Genomic DNA, 20783 nt, shown 5'->3' on the forward strand with positions numbered 1-20783 from the left:
GATAGAGTATTAAAACTTTGGTCGTACAGACTCGAGATACGCCATGGCGGTGTGTGGATCTTTCCAGCCCACGTATTGCATGAGCTCAGACACGCTCCAGTGTTGTGATGCGGCCCAAAACGCAAACCCAAGGCGCAGTGAATGGCTACTGAAACTCATAGCATTATCTATGCCCGCTCTATCAATACGCGTTTGGAGGATCTTCCCGATACTTCCAGGGTGAATCGCATCGGTACCAAGGTGCCCCCAACGATTTATTGAGGGAAAGACTGCGCCTTGATCTGGCGGCAACATGGTAAGCCAATCTTTGAGGGCATTTGCCGGGCATAATGCCTGTAGTTGCGGGAGCACATAATGCTTACCCATAAGGTGCCTATCTCCTTTACTTTGTGGCAAGTAGAGTGTTAGCACTTGCGCTGAAGAATTTTCAATGTGTTCAATACGTAGCCTAGACAATTCATCACTGCGAAACCCTTGCCAAAAACCAACCCAAATGAGGGCTCGGTCCCGCAAAGCACGCAGGCGAACAGTTATATCGTCGCTGTCGATCTCAGTTAACAAATGGGTGTCTAACTGACGTAATTCAGAGATATCCAATGGCCTCGCTTTTTTGACAGGAGCCGGGTGTAGCACCCGTATGCCTTTGAGTAATTTTTTAACCTGTGGCGATTTGGTTGGGTCGACAAAGCCTTGGGCTTGATGCCATTGAGCGAGGGCGGCCAGACGTGTTTTGAGCGTGTTGAAACTTAAAGACGACGCGAAGTGTGAAAGATAACGACAAACCGTGTCTGGCGTGGTCGGTAATTTCCCGCTAAAAGCCACTTCAAAATGCTCCACAGCGCTCTGGTAGGTCTTGCGTGTATTGTCACGCGTGGCGGCGTGAATATAGTCGTCAATCGTATAGAGTTGTACAGGTAAATCGTTGTTGCCGGTACTCATGGATTTTAGCGCGTTTTAAACGGTAGTCTTCCTAGTATGTATCGCTAGATAAGTAAATCAAGGGGTAGGGTGCTTTAACATACAATAATTAGTGATTATACAATTTAATTAAATCACTTGAATGACAATGCATGACTGCTCATACAGTATGTAAAATACATATTTCATAATACAGTATGAATGCAATGGCAAGAGCTGGCGTTACCCTTGAGGCGGTAAAACAGGCCCGTGAGGCCCTCATGGCACGCGGTGACTCAGTGTCTATTGATCCAATACGCTTTGAGCTCGGCAATACCGGCTCAAAAAGTACTCTCCTTAAGCATTTAAAAGCGTTGGAGCAAGATGATACAAAGCAGGCGAAGTGTCCTCAATTGCTGATTAGGCGCCTGATTGCCGCTGTTGTACTACGTTTAAAAAACGAGGCAAATGAGGCGTGAGATGCATTACAAACCCAGTTTGATGACGCGAGCACGCAGTAGAATACACAGCGACAAGTGTTTAAATAAACCATCGCACACCTTGAGCAAGACAACACTGACCAACAAGTGTGTCTGAACTCAATCGAGGCTGATAATATGAAATTGAAAGTTGCACAAAGGGAGGCTGATGGAAGTGCCATACAGTTTGAGAAAGACATCGCTAGTTGCGATGAAGAGATCACATTATTGTCTTCGCATAATGCCAGTCTGGAAGCCAAACACAAAGATGCTCACGACGCGCTGAACCATATCCGTGGATCGCTAAAACAGCAGCGGCAAGAGGATCCCGCCCGGTTTGATAATGATCTGGCGACTTTGCAGCAGTCGCTACGGGAGGCCAAGTTACGGGCTACACAATTGCAAGATAATTTCACAACCACGCAATCAATCAGAGTGTGTTGCCCTCAACGCCGTTCTTAAAGCCACGCTATCGTAGCTAAAAAATGAACATGATCGCAACACAACATTAGCGTCTCAGCTTTCTGATGTGGAAAAACAATTCCACGTACTTCAAGTAAAATGTGAAGAGTACACTAGAGAACTCGCATACCAGCATGGGGAGGTTGAGGCCGTTTGTAATCAGCGCGATTCAGCGCTAGCAGCAAGCAAAGCCCTTGAACAAGATAATCAAATGCTTCTGGGGCAACTGACACAGCAGCAATGCCTCATTGATAACTGGCTAAAGAGTGAATCGACACCTGCGAAAAAGTAAAACGAGATACCTCTCTCACATACACACTTGTGCTCTGGGCTTCAAATCCAACCAAAAGAGTAAAATCCTCAACCGCGATTACCCACTTTTTCAAAGAAGGCATTAGAGGATTGATGTCCTGTTATAACAAGGTACTAGCTTCATACAGGTGATTTTCGCCAGTAGACAAAACCCCGACATAGATAAGCTACTTTGTTACTCAAGTTAAAAGCTTTGACACTACTGTTAGGGGGGGCGCCATATTTTCATTGCTCACGTCGTGTTTAACTTTTAAGCCAGAATATGGGGATCTCATCTCACTTGGGACATGCTTTTTGACGAACGTGACTAATCTAGTCAGACAAACCAAACACTAAAAGACATTGCCACGTCAACCCTTGACGCGTTTAACGCATATTCCAAGGCCGATACAAATCTGAAGGTATAGACAACAAGTCAGCTATGTTTGGTCACAACACGTTCGTAGGGTAAAAAAGGCAATACAGTACCAACTAGCAATAGTAAGGGAAGAGAAGACGCGTATTCTTATTTGATTTGAGCCTCATAATTCATCAAGCTGAATGAAAATTGGTAATGCAGAGCGCCTATATGGCGCTCTATCTTATTGTTACACTCAACGATTATGATTCGCTGGATCCAAGTCGAATCTATCTAATTGCATCACTTTGGTCCATGCTGCAATAAAGTCGTTAACAAACTTTTCTTTCGCATCTTTTGTTGCATAAACTTCAGCAAGTGCACGAAGTTCATGGTTGTGACCGAAAATTAAGTCTACCCTAGATGCTGTCCAGAGCGGTTCTCCTGTTGCTCTATCGACCCCTGTAAATGTTTGGTTTGAATCGTCTTGCGGCTCCCACTTGGTAGAAATATCCAGTAAATTAACAAAAAAGTCATTAGTTAAGTCACCCATTCTATTTGTTAAAACGCCTAAAGAGCTACCGTCAAAGTTGGCACCCAAGACCCGTAGACCTCCTACCAGCACTGTCATTTCCGGCGCTGTAAGTGTTAACAATTGCGCTTTGTCGACGAGAAGAGATTCTGTCGGTACAGTATAAGTGGTCTTAGCATAGTTTCTAAATCCATCGGTCTCAGGCTCAAGAACATCAAACGTTTCTACATCAGTTTGTTCCTGTGTTGCATCGACTCGACCTGACACAAACGGCACTGACACATTAACGCCTGCATTTTTTGCTGCTTCTTCGACAGCTGCACTACCTGCTAATACAATCAAATCCGCAAGCGAGATTATTCCAGAGAAATTTTGCTGGATAGTTTTGAGTGTCGATAAAACATTTGCCAACAATTCTGGATTATTAGCCTCCCAATCCTTTTGTGGGCTAAGTCTTATGCGAGCTCCGTTAGCTCCCCCTCGTTTGTCTGAGTCACGATAAGACGAGGCTGATGCCCAAGCTACATGGACTAATTCACCAATAGAATGTCCTGATGCGAGTATCTGTGTTTTTAACAAAGAAATACAATCGTTAGATAGTTCCGTAGCGAAAGAATAGGATAACGGATCTTGCCATATCAGAGACTCGCTAGGGACTTCCTCACCCAAATGACGAATCAAAGGCCCCATATCTCGGTGTGTCAACTTGTACCATGCCTTCGCATAAGCATCTGCAAACAGTTGCGGGTTTTGATGGAATTTTTCTGAGATTTTTCGATAATCAGGATCTTTGATTAAGGCTAGATCGGTAGTAAGCATCATCAATTTAGAGTTGGGTCCGTCTGACTCAACTGATGGCACTTGGTCTTCTGGTAATTGCTCGACAGGTTTCCATTGGTGAGCCCCCGCTGGGCTTTTATCAAGTACCCAATCATACTTGAATAACATGTCGAAATAACCGTTATCCCATTTTGTCGGGTTTGGTGTCCACGCACCTTCTAAGCCACTAGTGATAGTATCTGCACCACTACCTTTTCCATAACTACTTTTCCAACCGAATCCTTGTTGTTCAATAGAAGACGCATTCGGCTCTACTCCGACATGACTGTCTGGCGCTGCGCCATGCGCTTTACCAAATGTGTGCCCTCCAGCAATCAAAGCCACAGTTTCTTCGTCATTCATGGCCATTCGAGCAAATGTTTCTCTGATATCCTTAGCAGATTCTAAAGGATCTGGATTACCGTTTGGCCCTTCTGGATTCACATAGATAAGTCCCATATGTACCGCGGCTAAAGGTCTTTCTAGTGAATTTGCACCGTTCTCTTCCCTTGAACCATTATATCGAGCCTCATTTCCTAACCATTCGGCTTCTTCTCCCCAATAAATATCCTCAGCTGGTTCCCAAACGTCCTCTCGGCCACCGCCAAAACCATAAGTCTGGAACCCCATCGACTCATGGGCAACATTTCCACAAAGAATGAATAAGTCAGCCCATGAAATTTTATTGCCATATTTCTGTTTGATTGGCCATAGTAAACGACGTGCTTTATCGAGGTTAGCGTTATCTGGCCAACTATTGGTTGGAGCGAAGCGCTGTAACCCTTGTGATGCCCCTCCACGTCCATCTGCGTTTCTGTACGTACCGGCAACATGCCATGCCATGCGTATAAAGAATGGTCCATAGTGTCCGTAGTCTGCTGGCCACCATTCCTGACTGTCTGTCATTAATTCTGTTAGGTCCCTTTTTACAGCTTTTAAATCAAGCGACTTAAACGCTTCAGCATAATTGAAATGAGCTCCCATGGGATTAGCTAATTCTGAATGTTGCCGAAGTACACCTACATTCAGCATTTGAGGCCACCAGTCACGATTTCGCCTTCCAGATCCGGCCGCATGTTTTGCCCCGGCTCCAGTAACCGGGCAGCCACCACCGTGTTGTTGTTTGTCATTACTCATTATATGTTCACCTTAACTGTTATCTAAAAACAAGGGCTAGAAAAACCGTACTACCATTGACTTTGGTCTTGAGCCCACTCCATTCACTACTAGTAAAATGTATTAATATGTATTTTTGTAATAGAAAATATCAATCAAATCGTTTGATTTTCCCAATTATAGCTTTAGAAACATGATTGATAGTCTATCATTCGTCATATGGATGAATTTTGTTCATCAGCTAACGAAAATGCTCTATAGACGAATAAACCGTATATATAGTTCGAATTTTACGATTAATGAAAATTAAACGAATAATCCGATGAAAACGATCGGTATTTATGATCAATAGTATGTATTGAGGAAACAGACATGAAAAAATTGAGACAATTTAAAGTTTCTGCTCTTGCTAGTGTTCTTTTGGTAGGAATGAGTGCGCCTGTTATTAGCAGTGAAATGACTAAAGCCGGCGGCACTGTAGGCACTGGAACAGTAACGGCGGGGCAAGCAAAGACAAACTTATTCTGGTGGCCAGACCAACTTGACCTATCATCTCTCAGAGATCACGATTCTCGCTCAAATCCACTTGGTGAAAACTTTGACTATCGCGAAGCATTTAAGGCACTGGACATGGACGCGTTAAAAAAAGATATCGATTTGGTGCTTACCGATTCACAAGATTGGTGGCCTGCCGATTGGGGTAACTATGGCCCATTCTTTATACGCATGACATGGCACGCTGCTGGTACTTATCGGACACTTGACGGCCGCGGTGGTGCAGGCGGTGGCCAGCAGAGATTTGACCCGCTTAACAGCTGGCCAGATAACGGTAACCTCGACAAGGCACGCCGTTTGTTGTGGCCAATCAAACAGAAATACGGCGAAGCCATTTCATGGGGCGACTTAATTGTATTAGCCGGTAACGTAGCATTAGAAAATATGGGCTTTCAAACCTATGGATTTGCTGCCGGCCGCGATGACGACTGGGAGCCTGATATGGTGTATTGGGGTCCAGAGGTAGAGATGCTGGCAAGCGATCGTAGAGGTAAAGACGGAAAGCTCAAAAAGCCGCTTGCTGCTGTTCACATGGGCCTAATATACGTAAATCCCGAAGGACCGGGCGGTGTGCCTGATCCATTGGCGTCTGCAGTTAACATCCGTGAATCATTTGCGCGGATGGCCATGAATGATGAAGAAACACTTGCTCTTGTCGCTGGCGGGCATACATTTGGAAAGATGCACGGTGCACATAAACCAAAAGATTGTGTAGGTGTTGAACCGGGCGCAGCACCAATTGAAGAACAAGGATTTGGGTGGAAAAATAAATGCGGTAAAGGGCATTCAGAAGATACTGTAACGAGTGGTTTGGAAGGTGCGTGGACGCAGGCTCCAACCAGATGGACTAGTTTGTATTTATCCAATCTTTTAAACTTTGATTGGGAGTTAACTACGAGTCCTGCTGGAGCAAAGCAATGGATCCCGACCGATGAATCTATGCATAAAGTAGTGCCAGATGCGCATATCAAAGGCAAGTTTAATCCACCTGTGATGAACACAGCCGATCTAGCTTTTAAAGAAGATCCAGCTTATCGCAAAATTGCAGAAAGGTTTTTAGCGGATCCTGAAGAATATCGACTTGCTTTTGCTAAGGCATGGTACAAGTTAACGCACAGAGACATGGGACCTCGTGCAAATTATTTGGGCGATGGTTTTCCGAAAGAGGAACTGATTTGGCAAGATCCTATTGATGTGCCTGATTATAAGCTAGTTTCAGCGCGTGATATCAAGAAACTTAAGAAGGAAATCTTAAAGTCAGGGTTAAGTGTAGATGAATTAGTTGGTACAGCGTGGGCATCTGCTTCTTCTTATCGAGATTCAGATATGCGTGGTGGTGCCAACGGTGCGCGGATAGCATTGGCTCCGCAGAAAGATTGGGCGGTTAACAACCCGAGACAACTCAAGAAAACACTCGACGTTTTGAAGGGAATCAAGAAGGATTTTGATGGCTCTCGTAAGAAAATCTCGTTGGCAGACTTGATTGTCTTAGGCGGTGCAGCAGCAATTGAAAAAGCTGCAGCAGATGCTGGCTTTAAAATCACTGTACCATTTGTACCGGGTCGCGGTGACGCTACGCAGGCTCAAACTGATATTAATTCATTTGGTTTGTTAAAGCCTGAAGCTGACGCGTTTAGAAACTTCTACACTGATGGCTACTACAAGTCGCCCACTCAGGCTTTGGTTGATAAAGCCGATCAACTGGCGTTAACAGTACCTGAAATGACAGTACTTATTGGCGGTATGCGTGCATTGGGTACAAATTCTGACGGCAGTGATCATGGTGTACTCACTAATAAACCAGGTACACTGAATAACGACTTCTTCGTGAACTTATTAGATATGTCTACGCAATGGCGTAAAGGCACATCTGAAGGCCTGTATGAAGGTGTTGATCGCAAAACTGGCAATGTCAAATATACGGCAACACCGGTTGATTTAATCTTCGGTTCGAACTCAGAACTTCGTGCAGTAGCGGAAGTCTATGCCTTCAATACTTCAAAACAACGGTTTGTTGATGATTTTGTCAGCGCATGGGTAAAAGTCATGCAATCGGACCGTTTCGATTTAAAATAGTCACTTTGTTATGTGAGTAAAACCCAACTAAAGAGGTAGGTTTTCCTGCCTCTTTTTATAACAGTAAGTGTCAGTTTATTCGGTTTCGGAGTTTTAAATGGTGGATAAATTTAACCTAAAGAAACTTGGCAGCTATTTAAAAGGAAACAAAGAAAAGCTCTTTTGGTATTGGTTTTGCTATCAGTGCATCAAAGGCACTTTAACCTTATCAATAATTTGGTTGCCTTTATTTTTTCTTTGGCCAGAAAGTTAACAGACGAGTATCCGTCATTCCGCACCAAAAATAGTATTTAAGGAGGCTTGACAGCGATCGGTGGTTTTGATCTATTACTGCTTTTTGAGCAGAGACTTATGACCACCACCTACGCCATCAAGAATCTCGACCACTTGGGTTTAGTCGCAGGCATGTGCCAAGAGCTGCAAATCCAAGCCTGCATTGATGCCATCATTCCTAAATCGAACGACCATCATGTCACCCATGGGCAGGCTTTAGTCGCGATGATTATCAACGGGTTAGGTTTCCATAGCCGCACACTGCACATGTTCCCTGACTTTTTTGCGGACAAGCCGACAGAGCGGTTGATTGGTGAAGGTGTATTGCCCGAACATCTCAATGATGATGCCTTAGGACGTTGCTTGGATGCGCTCTATGCCACCGATGTGTCGGTGTTGTATGAAATTCTTGCGGCACGTGTCGTGAAGAAACTTGGGCTTAAGGTGGAGTCCATGCACTTGGATATCACCAGTTTCCATGTGGATGGTGACTATGCACGTGATTCAGGGGATGAGAGTAGTGTCCTTAAGCTGGTGAAAGGGTATAGCCGCGATCATCGCCCTGAGCTCAATCAAGTGGTGTTGGAATTGCTGTGTGAAAATCAGGCGGGTATTCCACTGTTTATGCAGGCCCTCAACGGCAACGCCAATGACCAAAAGGCCTTTGCTGAAATGGCCCGGCTGCATTTAAAAAGTCTTAAGGAAGCGCACGATAATCGCTATCTGGTGGCAGATGCGGCGTTGTACGCCAGTGATACGCTGCGCGATTTGCACCGTGAGGGGCAACGGTTTATCACGCGGGTGCCACTGACACTGAGTGAGGCGAAAGCTCATGTGCAAGGGCTTCATACACAGGCGCTGACCGCATTAGATAACGGGTATTCGGGAAGATGGGTGCGCTCCACCTATGCTGGCGTGCCACAACGTTGGTTGTTACTGAAAAGCGAGCAGGCGACGCACCGCGAACAACACACGGTAGAGAAACACTTGACGAAAGACAGCATGGCAGAGTTGAAACGCTTTCAAAAATTCTGCAAGAAACGCTTTGCCTGTGAGCAGGATGCCAAGCAAGCACTAGAGGAGTTTATGTCATCATTGACGTTACTGCGCTTGGAAAGCATGACCTGCGAGGCCTGTCCTGTGTATGTCGGTCGAGGTCGTCCCAGTGCAGACCAAATGCCCTCGCACATAGAATATCAATGGCAAGGTCACGCTGTCAGTTGCCTGACACAAGCGGAAGAGCGTCATCTGCGTAGTGGCGTCTTTATCCTCGCGACGAATGATAACGACATTGATATGCAGCGCACGCTCGATTTATACAAATCGCAACAACGGGTCGAGCGCGGTTTCCGGTTTCTAAAGAGTCCTGAATTCCTAACGTCAGCGTTGTTTCTTAAAAAGCCTGAGCGGATAGAGGCCTTACTCATGGTCATGACCTGTAGCCTGATGATATACGCTGCGCTAGAGCATCGCATTCGCCAAGGACTGAAGGCCCACAACGTCAGCATACCCGACATGAAACGTAAACCAACACAGTCTCCGACAGCGCGTTGGGTATTCCTGTGCTTTAGCGGCTTGCATGAACTGCGCGTAGGCGACGCACCGCCCGTCATTGTTAACCTGCAAGAGCGGCAACACACCATACTGGCGGTGCTAGGCGAACGTTACAGGCAAATTTATTCCTAAATTTGGTGCGAAATGTCGGGAGTATAGAGGTGATTTATGAATAAGGAATATGAAGAATACTTCAACAGATATATCAGAAGTATTAAGAGTGAAGGTAGATACCGATACTTCTCACAATTACAACGAATTGCTGGACAATTCCCTAATGCCCTCTACAAAGATCCAGAAGGGCGCGAAAAAACTGTAAAGATTTGGTGTGGCAATGATTATTTAGGTATGGGGCAGCACCCAAAGGTAATGCAAGCTGCTCACGAAGCCATAGGGAAATGTGGTGTTGGTGTTGGTGGAACTAGAAATATTTCCGGAACAACATTTTACCATACGGCACTTGAACAATCAGTTGCAGATCTACACAACAAAGAAGCGGGTTTGGTATTTTCTTCAGGTTACGTCGCAAATGAAGGCGCATTGAGCAGTCTGGGAAAACTTATCCCTGACAGTATCATTTTTTCAGACCAAGCAAACCATGCATCAATGATCCATGGAATTTCTGCAAGTGGCAATCGAAAGGTAATTTTTAAGCATAATGATGTAGAACATCTCGAATACCTACTAAAGCAAGTAGATCCCAGCAGCCCTAAAATAATAGCGTTTGAATCTGTGTACTCGATGGATGCAGATATAGGTCCTATTAAGGAAATAATTGAGTTAGCGGAAAAGTATAATGCACTGACGTACATTGATGAAGTACATGCTGTAGGTCTGTATGGACCTAGAGGTGGAGGAATACTCGATAAAATGGGGTTGCTCGATAAGATAGATATTATTGAAGGCACATTCGGTAAAGGCTACGGTTCGATGGGGGGATTTATTACGGGTGATCGCATTCTAATTGATGCTATCCGCAGTATGGCCTCAAGTTTCATTTTTACCACAAGTCTACCGCCTTCAGTTTTAGCCGCATCGCTAGCAGCCGTTGAACATTTGAAAACGTCTTCAATAGAACGGGAAACCTTACACAGCAATGTGAAATATTTTAAAACTAAGCTGAAGGATGCAGGATTTGAGTATGGTGAAGGAAATACTCACATAGTGCCTTTAATGATAGGCGACCCTTTTGTTTGTAAAACACTGACAGACCAGCTTCTCAAAGAACATAATATTTATGTCCAACCTATCAACTATCCAACGGTACCAAAAGGAACTGAGAGAATGAGATTGACGGTATCTGCGGTGCATACTAAAGATGACATCGATGCCTTTGTAAAAGCTTTGGTTCAAATAAATCTATATGAGAAGCTTCAATCATTAAGGCTAGCTTATGCTGTTTGACCATGGGGCATTAAATGGATTTTGCAGCTAAAATAGAAAGGTAATTAAGCCTAATACGTCGATGTATTAGGCTTGATTATTAGAGCGTGTTGATCTTTGCTGTACATATTCTAATCGACCCATATCGGTAACCACATAAGTGCAAATGCCAGTGCCACCACACTGTGATAATTTCTGGCTAATATGTCGTATCGAGTCGCTACGGCACGATACTTCTTAATTTCAAAAATGCATTCTCGACTAAATGACGGTAGCGATACATCGCCCAATCAATATCTTCATTACCTGTTTTACTGTTCCCTTTTCTTGGGAATACGTGCTTGGCATTTCGGCGACTCACTAATTCTCGTAAAGCTTGACTGTCATAGCCTTTGTCGGCAACCATCACTTCAGAGTAAGGTGATGACTCGACCAGAGATTTGCCATGACTGACATCATGGGCCTGTCCTCCGGACAACTCGAAGTAGACAGGTAAACCGCCGCTATCAACGGCTAAATGTATCTTCGTTGATTTACCTCCACGACTTGTCCCAATAGCTTGTTGTGCTTGAGCAATGACGTTAGTTCCGTCCTGATGAGCCTTACATCAATAAACAACCATTGGGGTCACTGAGGCGGGATAAAAACTGGACAACCTCAGTCAGCACACCTTTCTTAGACTATAAATTAAAACGTCTGAATACCGCGCTCCATTCGCCAAACTCTCTGGATAAATCACGCCACGGAATGCCCGTTTGCATCCGGTACAAAATACCTTCAAGTGTCATTCGGTGTTCAGGTTTATTGTAAATCCGACCTGTTAAATACATGATTATGGATAGCAGTTTCCAGCTATCATCTGTTAGCATAAGTCTCGGTATTAGGGTTAGTTGGATTGTTTTTTGGCGAAATCATTATAACCGACCCTATTGCTGGTTACTTTTCATACCACAAAGATCAACACGCTCTAGATGTATACTTGATTTAGACTAATTAGTATCACATATCAAAGAAAACGATACAGGTACCGAACTTGAAATAGGGATCTGACCTTTCCCCCCAATTTAACATCATGACATTGATGAGATTTCCAACACCTTGACTGGTCACCAATATTGGCGTTGTTTGCAGTATCCTCAATAGATTTGGTTTTACCTGAGATATTCAAGTCTAAGGTAACTTTTTCTTGAGTGATCAATTTATTCGCTTTTAACAGCTGATTGGGGGCGCTGTCTTTATTTGACAGCTAAGACGGAAAGTTAATTAAGCCTAGTACGTCGCTGTATTAGGCTTAATTATTAGATGCATACATGATTCAGACTAGTTACTTTCAAATATCAAAGAAAACGAAACAGGTACCGTACTTGAAATAGGGATCCCACCAACCGTTTTAGCGTAACCGATCATTTTAGACCGTTCTTGACCGCCTGACTAAGATCGAGTTTAGCAACGCTAACCGCAGTTACTATGCCAGCCGGCACCTTGTGATGCGTTTCTTGGCATAGCAACATTACGGTTAATTATTTTTGGCGAAACAATTATACCTCGTTGCTATGCCGGCTGCTTTTCATACAAAGATCAACAACCTCTAGCCCACCCAAGATAATTTTTGTCCATTAAATTGATGAGCTCTTCTAAGTCTTCTTTCTCAAACCCTCCCATGTACTCGGGCGGCAAGTTTAAAAAGCATGGTGAAGGACAAACCATAATCAGCTTACTAATTAAGTCTGGACGTTCGATGGCTACGTGCATGCCAATGGTACTGCTCACAGAGTGCCCAATAAAAATTGCGTTACTTAGCTCAAGCGCATCAAAGATTTCTTCCACGTCTTTCGCATAACCACTAAGCTTCGAATATCTCTCTTTATCGAATGCACTGAGGTCAGACTGCCCACACCCAACATAATCAAATAAAACGATTTTGTAGTCTTTTTCAAAATAAGGAACAAGATAGTTCCACATGCGCTGGTCGCAGCCAAAACCATGACCTAAAACCAGTGTGTTCTCACCGTCGCCAACCACACGCACATTGTTTCGCTTCTTAATGTCTGTTTCTAAGTACATACTTATCCTGCCGATATTGCCAAAAATAAGGAGGCCTACCGTAGCCGCTGTTTTAGTGAAATACTTCTTTATCTCACACCGACATTTTCTCTGTTTGATTAATATTGAGTGTAGCGTAGTATTAGCCGAACAGCCCGTCCTTATTGAGCTTCGGATAAAAAAAACCTAAATATCGTAAAAATTATACTTAGGTAGCAAAAGCTGAAAACTGTTTTTCCAATGCACTTAACCCTACGCCGTTTCGCTTGATGACTTTCAACTGAGTAGGAATGCGCTCTTTCATAGCTTCTATATGGCTAATAACACCTATCATCTTTCCGCTAGCATTTAGGTTATCCAGAGCATCTAAGGCGACGTCTAGGGTTTCAGCATCTAAGGTGCCAAAGCCCTCGTCTAAGAACAAGGAGTCGATGCTGGTTTTATAACTCACTAAATCAGATAGAGACAGCGCCAACGCTAAACTCACCAAAAAGCTCTCTCCCCCAGATAGGGTTTTAGTGTCTCTTAATACATCACCTTGCCAAGTATCAACTACGCTAAGCCCTAGACCTTCATTTTCTTTGCGAATTAATTGATAACGGCCATGTAATTTATCAAGCTGCTGATTGGCCAGCACAACCAAATTATCTAAAGTAAGGCCTTGAGCAAAGCGCCTAAACTTGTCACCACTGGCTGAGCCGATTAAGGAATGCAAATACGTAATATCGTCGTAATAGGCATCAAACGTCGACATTTCATCGAGCAGCTGGCGCTGTTTGCTTTGCGCCTGCTCATTGGCATTCAGTTGCTGGGCTATCTGCCCTTGCGCAGATAACAGAGCATCTTTACGCTCTGTTTTATCTGCAATATCGTTTTCTACTTGCTGCGCGCCGAACTGCTCTAGGTAATGTTGCCACTGCTCGGCATTGTCGTTTGCGTAGAGTTTTTCGGCTTGTGCCTGAGCATTTGATAACAGCAAATCTGCGTGCTGCTGTTGATGAGATATTGTTTGTTTAAGCGCCACCAATTGTTCTCGCTCACTTTCATCAAGTAGAGCACGGGTAAATGCTGCCTCGTTTTCAAAAGGGCTTTTGGCTAATAACGCCTTAAAATCGCTATCCGCCTCTTGGTATTGCTGCTGCTTTTTATCTAGCTGCTCACTGAGCTGTTCCATTGCCGCCTCTAATCGGGACAACGCGCTATTAGCACTTTCTTGCTTGAGCCTTAATGCTTCCAGCTGTTGTTCTCGTTGGGCTATTTGTTCGGCAATGGCTAAGCGAACTGTGTCAATATCTTGCTCTGGGAACACCTCTTGTCTTTTTGCCCTAAGTAAAGCCAGTGCGTCTTCGTGTTGTTTTGCGCTTTCTTTTGCTTCATTCAGCCGCTCCTGAAAACTTTCAATGGCGCGCGCGATGGTGGCAACGTCATCTTTAAACACATCAACACTTGGCGTTAACCGCTCTAACTCTTGCTGTTTTTCTTTAAATGTTTTTAGTGCGTTTGCTTGCTCAGATAGCCAGGTAGAGAGGCTAGCTTGCTCTGGAATTGCATGTCCAAGCTCAGTAATTGCGGCAGCTAGCTTTTGCTCTTTTTTCACTAACGCAGATTGCTTATGTTTTATTTCTTCGCCAAGCTCATTCGCTGTTGTAATAAAAGTATTCTGCTGCTGATTTAAGAGCTCATACTCATTTTTCGCTTGCGACACCGTCGCCATTGCTTGGTTATAGAGATGCTGCGCGTCAGCAAAATTTTTCTCTGCGTGCTCTAGGGCTTTTATCTGACGCTGTAACCATTCAATACGCTTTTTATAGGTTGCATCAAAAGCCGAAAAAGCGCCTTTGTCTTCTATTGCTATTTCGCTAAAACCAGCATCTACTGCAGAACTCACTACACCCTGCTGCTTTTGCCACTCTTGCTTTGCGTTTTCTAACTCCTCAGAGGTAGTTTCTTTTAGTTTTGTGGTTTGCACTAAAGCAAGCTCAGTATTAGCTAATGCATCTCTCGCCTTGGCTCCATCGAGCTCAATACTGTCCAACTGCCGCTGAAGTGCATCACGCTTTTGTACGGTTTCGGGCACGTCAATAATTACTGAGTCTTCGTTGTGATCCCTTGCCCCGCAGACGGGGCAAGGCTCGCCTTTTTTAAGTTGGGCGCGCAAGTGGGCTACTTCGTTATTCAGCGATATTAACTGCTCTGCATCTTTTATGCGGGCCTTAGTATCTTGATACTGCGCCACTAAAGCTTTGCGTGCGGCCTGCTGCGCTTCTTTGGTGCTGATAAGCTCTGCTTCTTGAGCAACGAGTTTACTATAGTTTTGTGAGAGTTCATCATGTTGCTTTTGCAAATGCTGACACTGAACCATGCTGTCCCAGTGCTTAAGCTTTACCGATACTTCATCGTTTAACTGCGCTTTACTGCCCTTTTCCGAGAGTGCATTTAAAGCTTGCTGGCATTGTTCGACGTTTTCCTTCAGCACATGATTTTCTTTATTCAGCACTTCAATTTTATCAGCCTGCTTGTTGGCCTGCACTGAAAGCTCATCGTGTTGGCGTGCATTGCTTTCTTGTTTAGCTACTAACTGGCCAAGCAGCTTCTTTTCTGAAGCAATAGTTTGCGCTGACTCACTCCAACCACTAATGTGCTCGGCCATATCCCCTATTGATTTATTTTCTATAAGATAGCTGCTCAACACATTTTGCAGATTTTTCTTCTCTGCAAACTCTTCTTCTAAAGACGCTTTTCTCTGCTGATGCTGGTTAATAGACGCCGTTAACGCAGCAATACTGTTGTTTGACACAGCTAGCAACTCTGAAACCTGCGCTATTTTTGCGTCGATGGGCAATACATCGTTGCTGATCCGGTGTTCTAACTGTGCGCTTTTATCTTTTACCTCTTTGAGCGCTTGCTCTTCGCTAGCAAGGGCTTTTTGCGCCTGTTTTTTATTGGATTGCGTTAGAGGAAGCTGTTGTTTCTTCTCGTCTAATTGGGTTTGATAAGAAGCAATATCCTGCTGAAACGATACACACCGAAGATGTGGCGTACGCAATGTTTCGGCAGGTTCACTGCGCGTAAGCTTATCAAGCTTGTCTTTTGCCTCTTCATGGGCCTTTTGAGCTGCTGTTGTTAAATGCTGAGCTTCTTTTAACGCATTCCCATTTTCTTCAAGTGCGTCTTGCCACTGCTTTTGCTGGTGTAGCGCAGTTAATTCCTCGGTTAAAGCAACCACCTGCTTTTTGGTGTGCTCAAGTTCATCGGTTAACCCTTTGTGCTCAGACTCATTGAGTAGCGTTACACCTTCTAGCCGCAGTGCATACTCTTTCTTTTTTTGCTTAGCTTCAGAAAACTGTGCGTGAACCTCTTGAGAAATACGGCCATATATTTCCGTTCCCGTAAGCTCTTCTAATAACTCAGCTCGGTCGTTTTCATTGGCATTTAAAAACGCCGCAAAGTCGCCCTGAGATAACATCATAGACTTTGTGAAACGAGCAAAATTAAGCCCAGTGAGTCGTTCTATTTCGTCGCTTTTAGGGCGAACCTGAGTGGCTAATACTTTGCCAGTGTCTGCCTCGGCCAATTCAACATCGGCGCTTTGTAAATTACCGTCAGGCTTTCCACGCGCACGTCGCATGCTCCAAAACGCACGGTAGGCTTTACCTTTAATATCAAACTCTACCTCTGCTAGGCACTCTGCAGTACCGCGAGTCATAATGTCGTTAGAGGTAGAAGATATAGTGCCCAAGCGCGGGGTTTGGTGGTAAAGCGCTAAACAAATGGCATCGAGCAACGTGGTTTTACCGGCTCCCGTTGGCCCAGTAATGGCAAATAATCCATTATCAACAAAGGGCGATTGAGTGAAATCTATCTTCCACTCGCCTTTTAATGCATTTAGGTTTTTAAGTCGCAGCGTGAGTATTTTCACTTTGCTTGCTCCTTATTCGCGCCACTATTATCAGCACGATCATCAACACTAGTCTCAACAGAGGTGTCCATATTATCCTCATCGTTGCCATGCACTCGCTCTAACGCCTCAGAAAATAGTTGCTTCATTCGGTGTTTTCGAGAGGTGCCTGCAGATTCATCTCCCTCACCCTCGTTATTCTCATCGCACTCGTCGATATTTTCTAAAGCCAGTCTTGCTTCAAAAACCTCTTCAACAGACAGCTCACTTAATTGCCTATTTTCACCCTCAGCTAAACTTTTAAACCGGCTCTTTTTCACCCGCTTCAGCTGCAGAATTTCAGCATTTTTTCCTTCAAGTAAGCTCTGAATACGCTGCTGTAAATCAGTTAAATAGTCTTGAGTTTCTACCTCAATGCACAACCAGACGGGTGAGAGTTCGGTGGCATCAGCAATAACACTGCTGCTGTTAATTTCAGCTTCTATGTGTTGTAAATCACCCTTGATGACTTCCATGGCTTGAAAGCGCGGTACGGGTATAGGTGTGATAGCGGTTTGACATGCAGCAAACTCAACCATAACAACCTGCTTTTGGGTATTTAGTTCGTCGAAGCTAAGGGGAATTGGCGAGCCGCAATAACGTATATGCTCGGTTTTAGCCACTTTTTGTGGCCTATGGATATGCCCAAGGGCAATGTAATCAGCCGGTGGAAAACCACCCGCATCAAACCCTTCTAACGTGCCAATATAAATATCGCGTACGCTTTCCGATTGACTCACGCCAAGTGCGGTTAAATGCCCCGTGGCAACAATAGGAATAGTCTCGGCCAGCTGCTGCGTTTCTGCGACAATTGAATTTCGAAGTTCGATGGCTTGCTGATAGAGCATTGCGTAGTGCTGTTTTATTGCCTCACCCAATGCATGGCGTTTATCTACCGCACTTTGTCCTGCCGCACTTGTTACTACATCTTTAGGGCGAATGAACGGAACGGCACACAGTATTGCACCTACATTGCCCGCTCTATCATTCAAAGCTATAACCTGCTCGCTGCTGTTACCAAATGTGCTAGCAATAACGTGGCTATTGAGGTACTTAAGCAGTGATTTACTCTCGTTAAGTACTGAAACCGAGTCATGATTTCCGCCAAGCACTATCAAGGTACATTGTGTGCCCTGCAATGCACCGATAAACCCATGATAAAGTTCTCTGGCATAGCTAGGAGGTGTGCCGGTATCAAACACATCGCCCGCCACAATAACTGCGTCTATTGCATGTTTTTCAACTTCGTTGAGCAGCCATTTGAGAAATGCGTCATGTTCATTTTTTCGGCTTTTTGTAAAAAAGCTTTGCCCTAAATGCCAGTCGGACGTATGCAATATTTTCATATAATTGAGGAACCAGAATGCGTTTGGAATGAATAAAGTGGCGTATATTGAACTCGCAAAGTACTTATAAACAGACTAACCAAAAACTCATAAACCCAATTGCCAAGCTATTAAATACAAGCACTTATTTACAGAAACAAAAATTTCTTCGAACTATAGAGATATTCTACTTTTATAACAATGGTACATATGAATTTGCAAGGCAATGGAGCCCTATGACCAACTGTGCATTTTTTCGCTTTCTGCTGGCAAGATGAATACTGACGAGAGATATTAGTGGGGTGTGCAAATAAAAAAGGCCGGCGTATTTGGCGCCAGCCTCTTCAATTTTATTGTGTTACTTATGATTCACGTTTCTTTTTATCTACTATCCTTCTTTCTACAAACATTTAGAAAAAGAGGTAAGAAACACTAAATCGTACGCTGCGCGGCATAATAAAACGGCCATTTGGCGCATCAGGATTACGCGGGTCGCCTTCGGTAATGCCCTGCTCATCGGTCAAGTTATCAACCGATAGCTGAAGGCGAAGTGATTCTGTTGGGTCTAATGTCATACCCACATCAATTTTTTCGTATCCTTCTAGCACAACCGTATTTTCGTTATTGCCAAAGCGGTCGTCTACTGCTGACAGGGTTCCATAAACTGTTGCGTACATGTCACCAATGTCAAAATCGTAGCTTGGCGTTACTCGCACTTGCCAACCCGGCTGACGCTGGGCCTCATTACCTTCATTAGTCGCGCTTGCTGTAATTTCAGTTTCTTGCAAGGTGGCATTTACACTTAGTGAGAAACCAGAATCATGGCTATATCTACCATCTAGCTCAACACCATAAGCTTCATTAGTAAGAATTTCGGCTGGTGCGCCAGGTCTGCGTACAAAAGTATCACCTTCAACTTCGTTAGCAAAAGCAGTAGCAAAAAACTGGACGCTATCATTCATGAACTTATAACCCAATTCTGCTTGCGTAATTTCTTGGATAAGATCATTTCCGCCAGTGTATGCACCCCAGTTGTCACGGAAGTCATCAAAGTAAGGCATTTTGTACCCACGGTTAGTGCGAATAAAAACACCACTATTGTCATTTAAAGCGTAGTTCGCACCAAGTGTCCAAGACGTTTTCGTCTCATCGTACTCAAGGGCTTTGGTAATAGTGCCGTCGAGGCCTTCGTCTACTGAATAATTGACTTCGTGATTTTCACGGCGCAAGCCTAAATCGATGCTTAGGTCTGTGGTAGCGTACCATTTACCCGTTGCATAAAACGCCATAGTGCTTGCGTCGCCTACAGAATTTATGTCGTAGTTAAATCCGCAGCCTTCAGCGTCACTATTACACTCAATACCGTCTAACAATTCGCCACCTGGTACTAATACGTGATAAGCCGTGTTACCTATGCTCCACCAGTCTTCAGATTTAGTTGAAGCACTGTAAATACCAAATGATGCATCGAAATCATCCCAGCTTTTCGACACAGCCAAGTCGTTAGTAAAGGCTTCAATGTCTTTAAGCACAACCCAGCGACCTATTTGCTGAATGGGTGTATCTCCAGCATAGGTAGTGCCGGTCACAGCTCCTATGGCCGACTCTCCATTATCTGCTACATCGGCGACAGTTACCGCAGCGCCATTAGGTACAAGACCAAACGTGTTCGCTTTACCTTTGGTTAGGTTAAAGCGGTCGATAAGAAACCAGTCATTACCTAGGTCTAATTTTAGGCTACCTCCACTTACGTGACCGTCCCAGCCTCGCCCATCACCAAAATCAAACGCTTCGGTAGTATCGTCTGGCCCATAGGTAATGGTGGCTTGTCTGTTAAGTGGGCCTATCTGGGTATAATTTGCATCAATACCATCTACATTAAGCGGCGTAGGTAAGTACCAAGTACCACGGTCGTCAGTTTGACGGGTATATAGATTAAGCTCACCTTTATCGAACACTTTCGTAATGTTTACAGTAAACTGATTGCCTTGCTCTGAGTTAAAGCCAGCGTCTCTGATCCCTTCAGAACTTTTGATATAACCACCTACCATATAGTAGAGGTCATCAGCAAGTGCACCACTTGCAACTACGTCAACACGATTTAACCCGTAGTCTGAAACCGTATATTTAGCCATTGCCTCACTAGACTCGCCGCCGCGCTTCATTCTGAAGTTAGTTGTTAAACCAGGTTGGCCGTTACTCACAACAGGGTTAGGACCACCGCGCAAACCTTCTACCATTTCGATGGTTTCATCGATACGGAAAAGCTGAGAGTTCTCTAAAAATGAAAGGGTTGGCGCTGGATAAATAGGCGACCCGTCAAGGGCAATAGTAAGGAACGGAGCATCGCCACCACCTGGAAAACCACGCACAAAAACATTGGCTCCAGACTCACCGCCAGAACTTTCAACCCAAACACCAGGAATGGCCTTAAACAAATCAGCGGTAGACTTAGGCGCTAATTTTTCTATATCGCTCGCGTCGATATTTGTAACGGCAAAGCTCGCGTCTATTTTTCTTATTCCAGCACCGCCCGGCGTACCACTTACTACAATCACTTCAGCGTTTTCTTTTGCGAGTTCTTTAGTAGTTTGCTCTGATTCTTGTTGTGCGATAGCAGGTTGTGCCAGCGCCACTGCAACTGCGCTGGCTAGCGAAGCTTTTGTAAACAACGTTTTCATGG

The 20783-nt window shown here is 44.4% G+C and carries 11 protein-coding genes and 2 pseudogenes; 6 read left to right on the plus strand and 7 right to left on the minus strand.

The window, feature by feature from the left end; genetic code table 11:
- Positions 1 to 9: 9 nt before the first annotated feature.
- Positions 10 to 939 carry a site-specific integrase gene (locus BM528_RS01670; protein WP_071978391.1) on the minus strand — a complete coding sequence of 310 codons (930 nt, stop codon included), beginning with the start codon at positions 937 to 939 and terminating at the stop codon, positions 10 to 12.
- A gap of 185 nt (positions 940 to 1124) precedes the next feature.
- Here BM528_RS01670 and BM528_RS01675 point away from each other — a divergent pair, with 185 nt between their 5' ends.
- The 3 genes from BM528_RS01675 (at position 1125) to BM528_RS01685 (ending at position 2130) form a co-directional block, all read left to right on the plus strand.
- Complete coding sequence (locus tag BM528_RS01675; RefSeq protein ID WP_198033589.1) at positions 1125 to 1376, plus strand: DNA-binding protein; 252 nt, start codon at positions 1125 to 1127, stop codon at positions 1374 to 1376.
- Between the two features lie 138 nt (positions 1377 to 1514).
- The gene (locus BM528_RS01680; RefSeq protein ID WP_071978393.1) at positions 1515 to 1838 is read left to right on the plus strand and encodes a hypothetical protein; all 324 of its coding nucleotides are present in this window, start codon (positions 1515 to 1517) and stop codon (positions 1836 to 1838) included.
- Positions 1839 to 1905: 67 nt separating this feature from the next.
- A complete protein-coding gene (locus BM528_RS01685; RefSeq protein ID WP_071978394.1) occupies positions 1906 to 2130 on the plus strand; it encodes a hypothetical protein in 225 nt (74 codons plus the stop codon).
- A gap of 613 nt (positions 2131 to 2743) precedes the next feature.
- Here BM528_RS01685 and katG (BM528_RS01690) read toward each other — a convergent pair.
- A complete protein-coding gene (gene katG / locus BM528_RS01690) occupies positions 2744 to 4975 on the minus strand; it encodes a catalase/peroxidase HPI (protein ID WP_071978395.1) in 2232 nt (743 codons plus the stop codon).
- A 351-nt stretch (positions 4976 to 5326) separates the two neighbouring features.
- Between katG (BM528_RS01690) and katG (BM528_RS01695) the strand changes: the two genes are divergently transcribed.
- The 3 genes from katG (BM528_RS01695) to hemA all read left to right on the plus strand — a co-directional run bounded on the left by katG (BM528_RS01695) (position 5327) and on the right by hemA (position 10816).
- Positions 5327 to 7585, plus strand: a complete 2259-nt coding sequence (gene katG / locus BM528_RS01695) for a catalase/peroxidase HPI (protein WP_071978396.1) — start codon at positions 5327 to 5329, stop codon at positions 7583 to 7585.
- Positions 7586 to 7936: 351 nt separating this feature from the next.
- On the plus strand, positions 7937 to 9544 hold the full coding sequence (locus BM528_RS01700; RefSeq protein ID WP_071981098.1) for an IS1634 family transposase: 1608 nt from the start codon (positions 7937 to 7939) through the stop codon (positions 9542 to 9544).
- Positions 9545 to 9580: 36 nt separating this feature from the next.
- A complete protein-coding gene (gene hemA / locus BM528_RS01705) occupies positions 9581 to 10816 on the plus strand; it encodes a 5-aminolevulinate synthase (protein WP_071978397.1) in 1236 nt (411 codons plus the stop codon).
- Between the two features lie 110 nt (positions 10817 to 10926).
- On the opposite strand, the pseudogene BM528_RS01710 reads toward hemA, so the two are convergent.
- The 5 genes and pseudogenes from BM528_RS01710 to BM528_RS01730 all read right to left on the minus strand — a co-directional run bounded on the left by BM528_RS01710 (position 10927) and on the right by BM528_RS01730 (position 20781).
- A pseudogene (locus BM528_RS01710) lies at positions 10927 to 11676 on the minus strand (IS5 family transposase).
- Between the two features lie 709 nt (positions 11677 to 12385).
- Positions 12386 to 12859 (minus strand): annotated as a pseudogene (locus tag BM528_RS01715) (alpha/beta fold hydrolase); the annotation flags it as partial.
- Between the two features lie 187 nt (positions 12860 to 13046).
- A complete protein-coding gene (locus BM528_RS01720; protein WP_071978399.1) occupies positions 13047 to 16757 on the minus strand; it encodes an AAA family ATPase in 3711 nt (1236 codons plus the stop codon).
- Positions 16754 to 18121, minus strand: a complete 1368-nt coding sequence (gene sbcD / locus BM528_RS01725; RefSeq protein ID WP_071978400.1) for an exonuclease subunit SbcD — start codon at positions 18119 to 18121, stop codon at positions 16754 to 16756. The genes BM528_RS01720 and sbcD overlap by 4 nt, the downstream gene beginning before the upstream one ends.
- A 389-nt stretch (positions 18122 to 18510) precedes the next feature.
- Positions 18511 to 20781: a TonB-dependent receptor gene (locus BM528_RS01730; RefSeq protein WP_071978401.1), complete on the minus strand. Its 2271-nt coding sequence runs from the start codon at positions 20779 to 20781 to the stop codon at positions 18511 to 18513.
- Between the last annotated feature and the right edge of the window lie 2 nt (positions 20782 to 20783).

Origin of the sequence: Alteromonas sp. RW2A1, assembly GCF_001886475.1 — a bacterium.
Classification (GTDB): domain Bacteria; phylum Pseudomonadota; class Gammaproteobacteria; order Enterobacterales; family Alteromonadaceae; genus Alteromonas; species Alteromonas hispanica.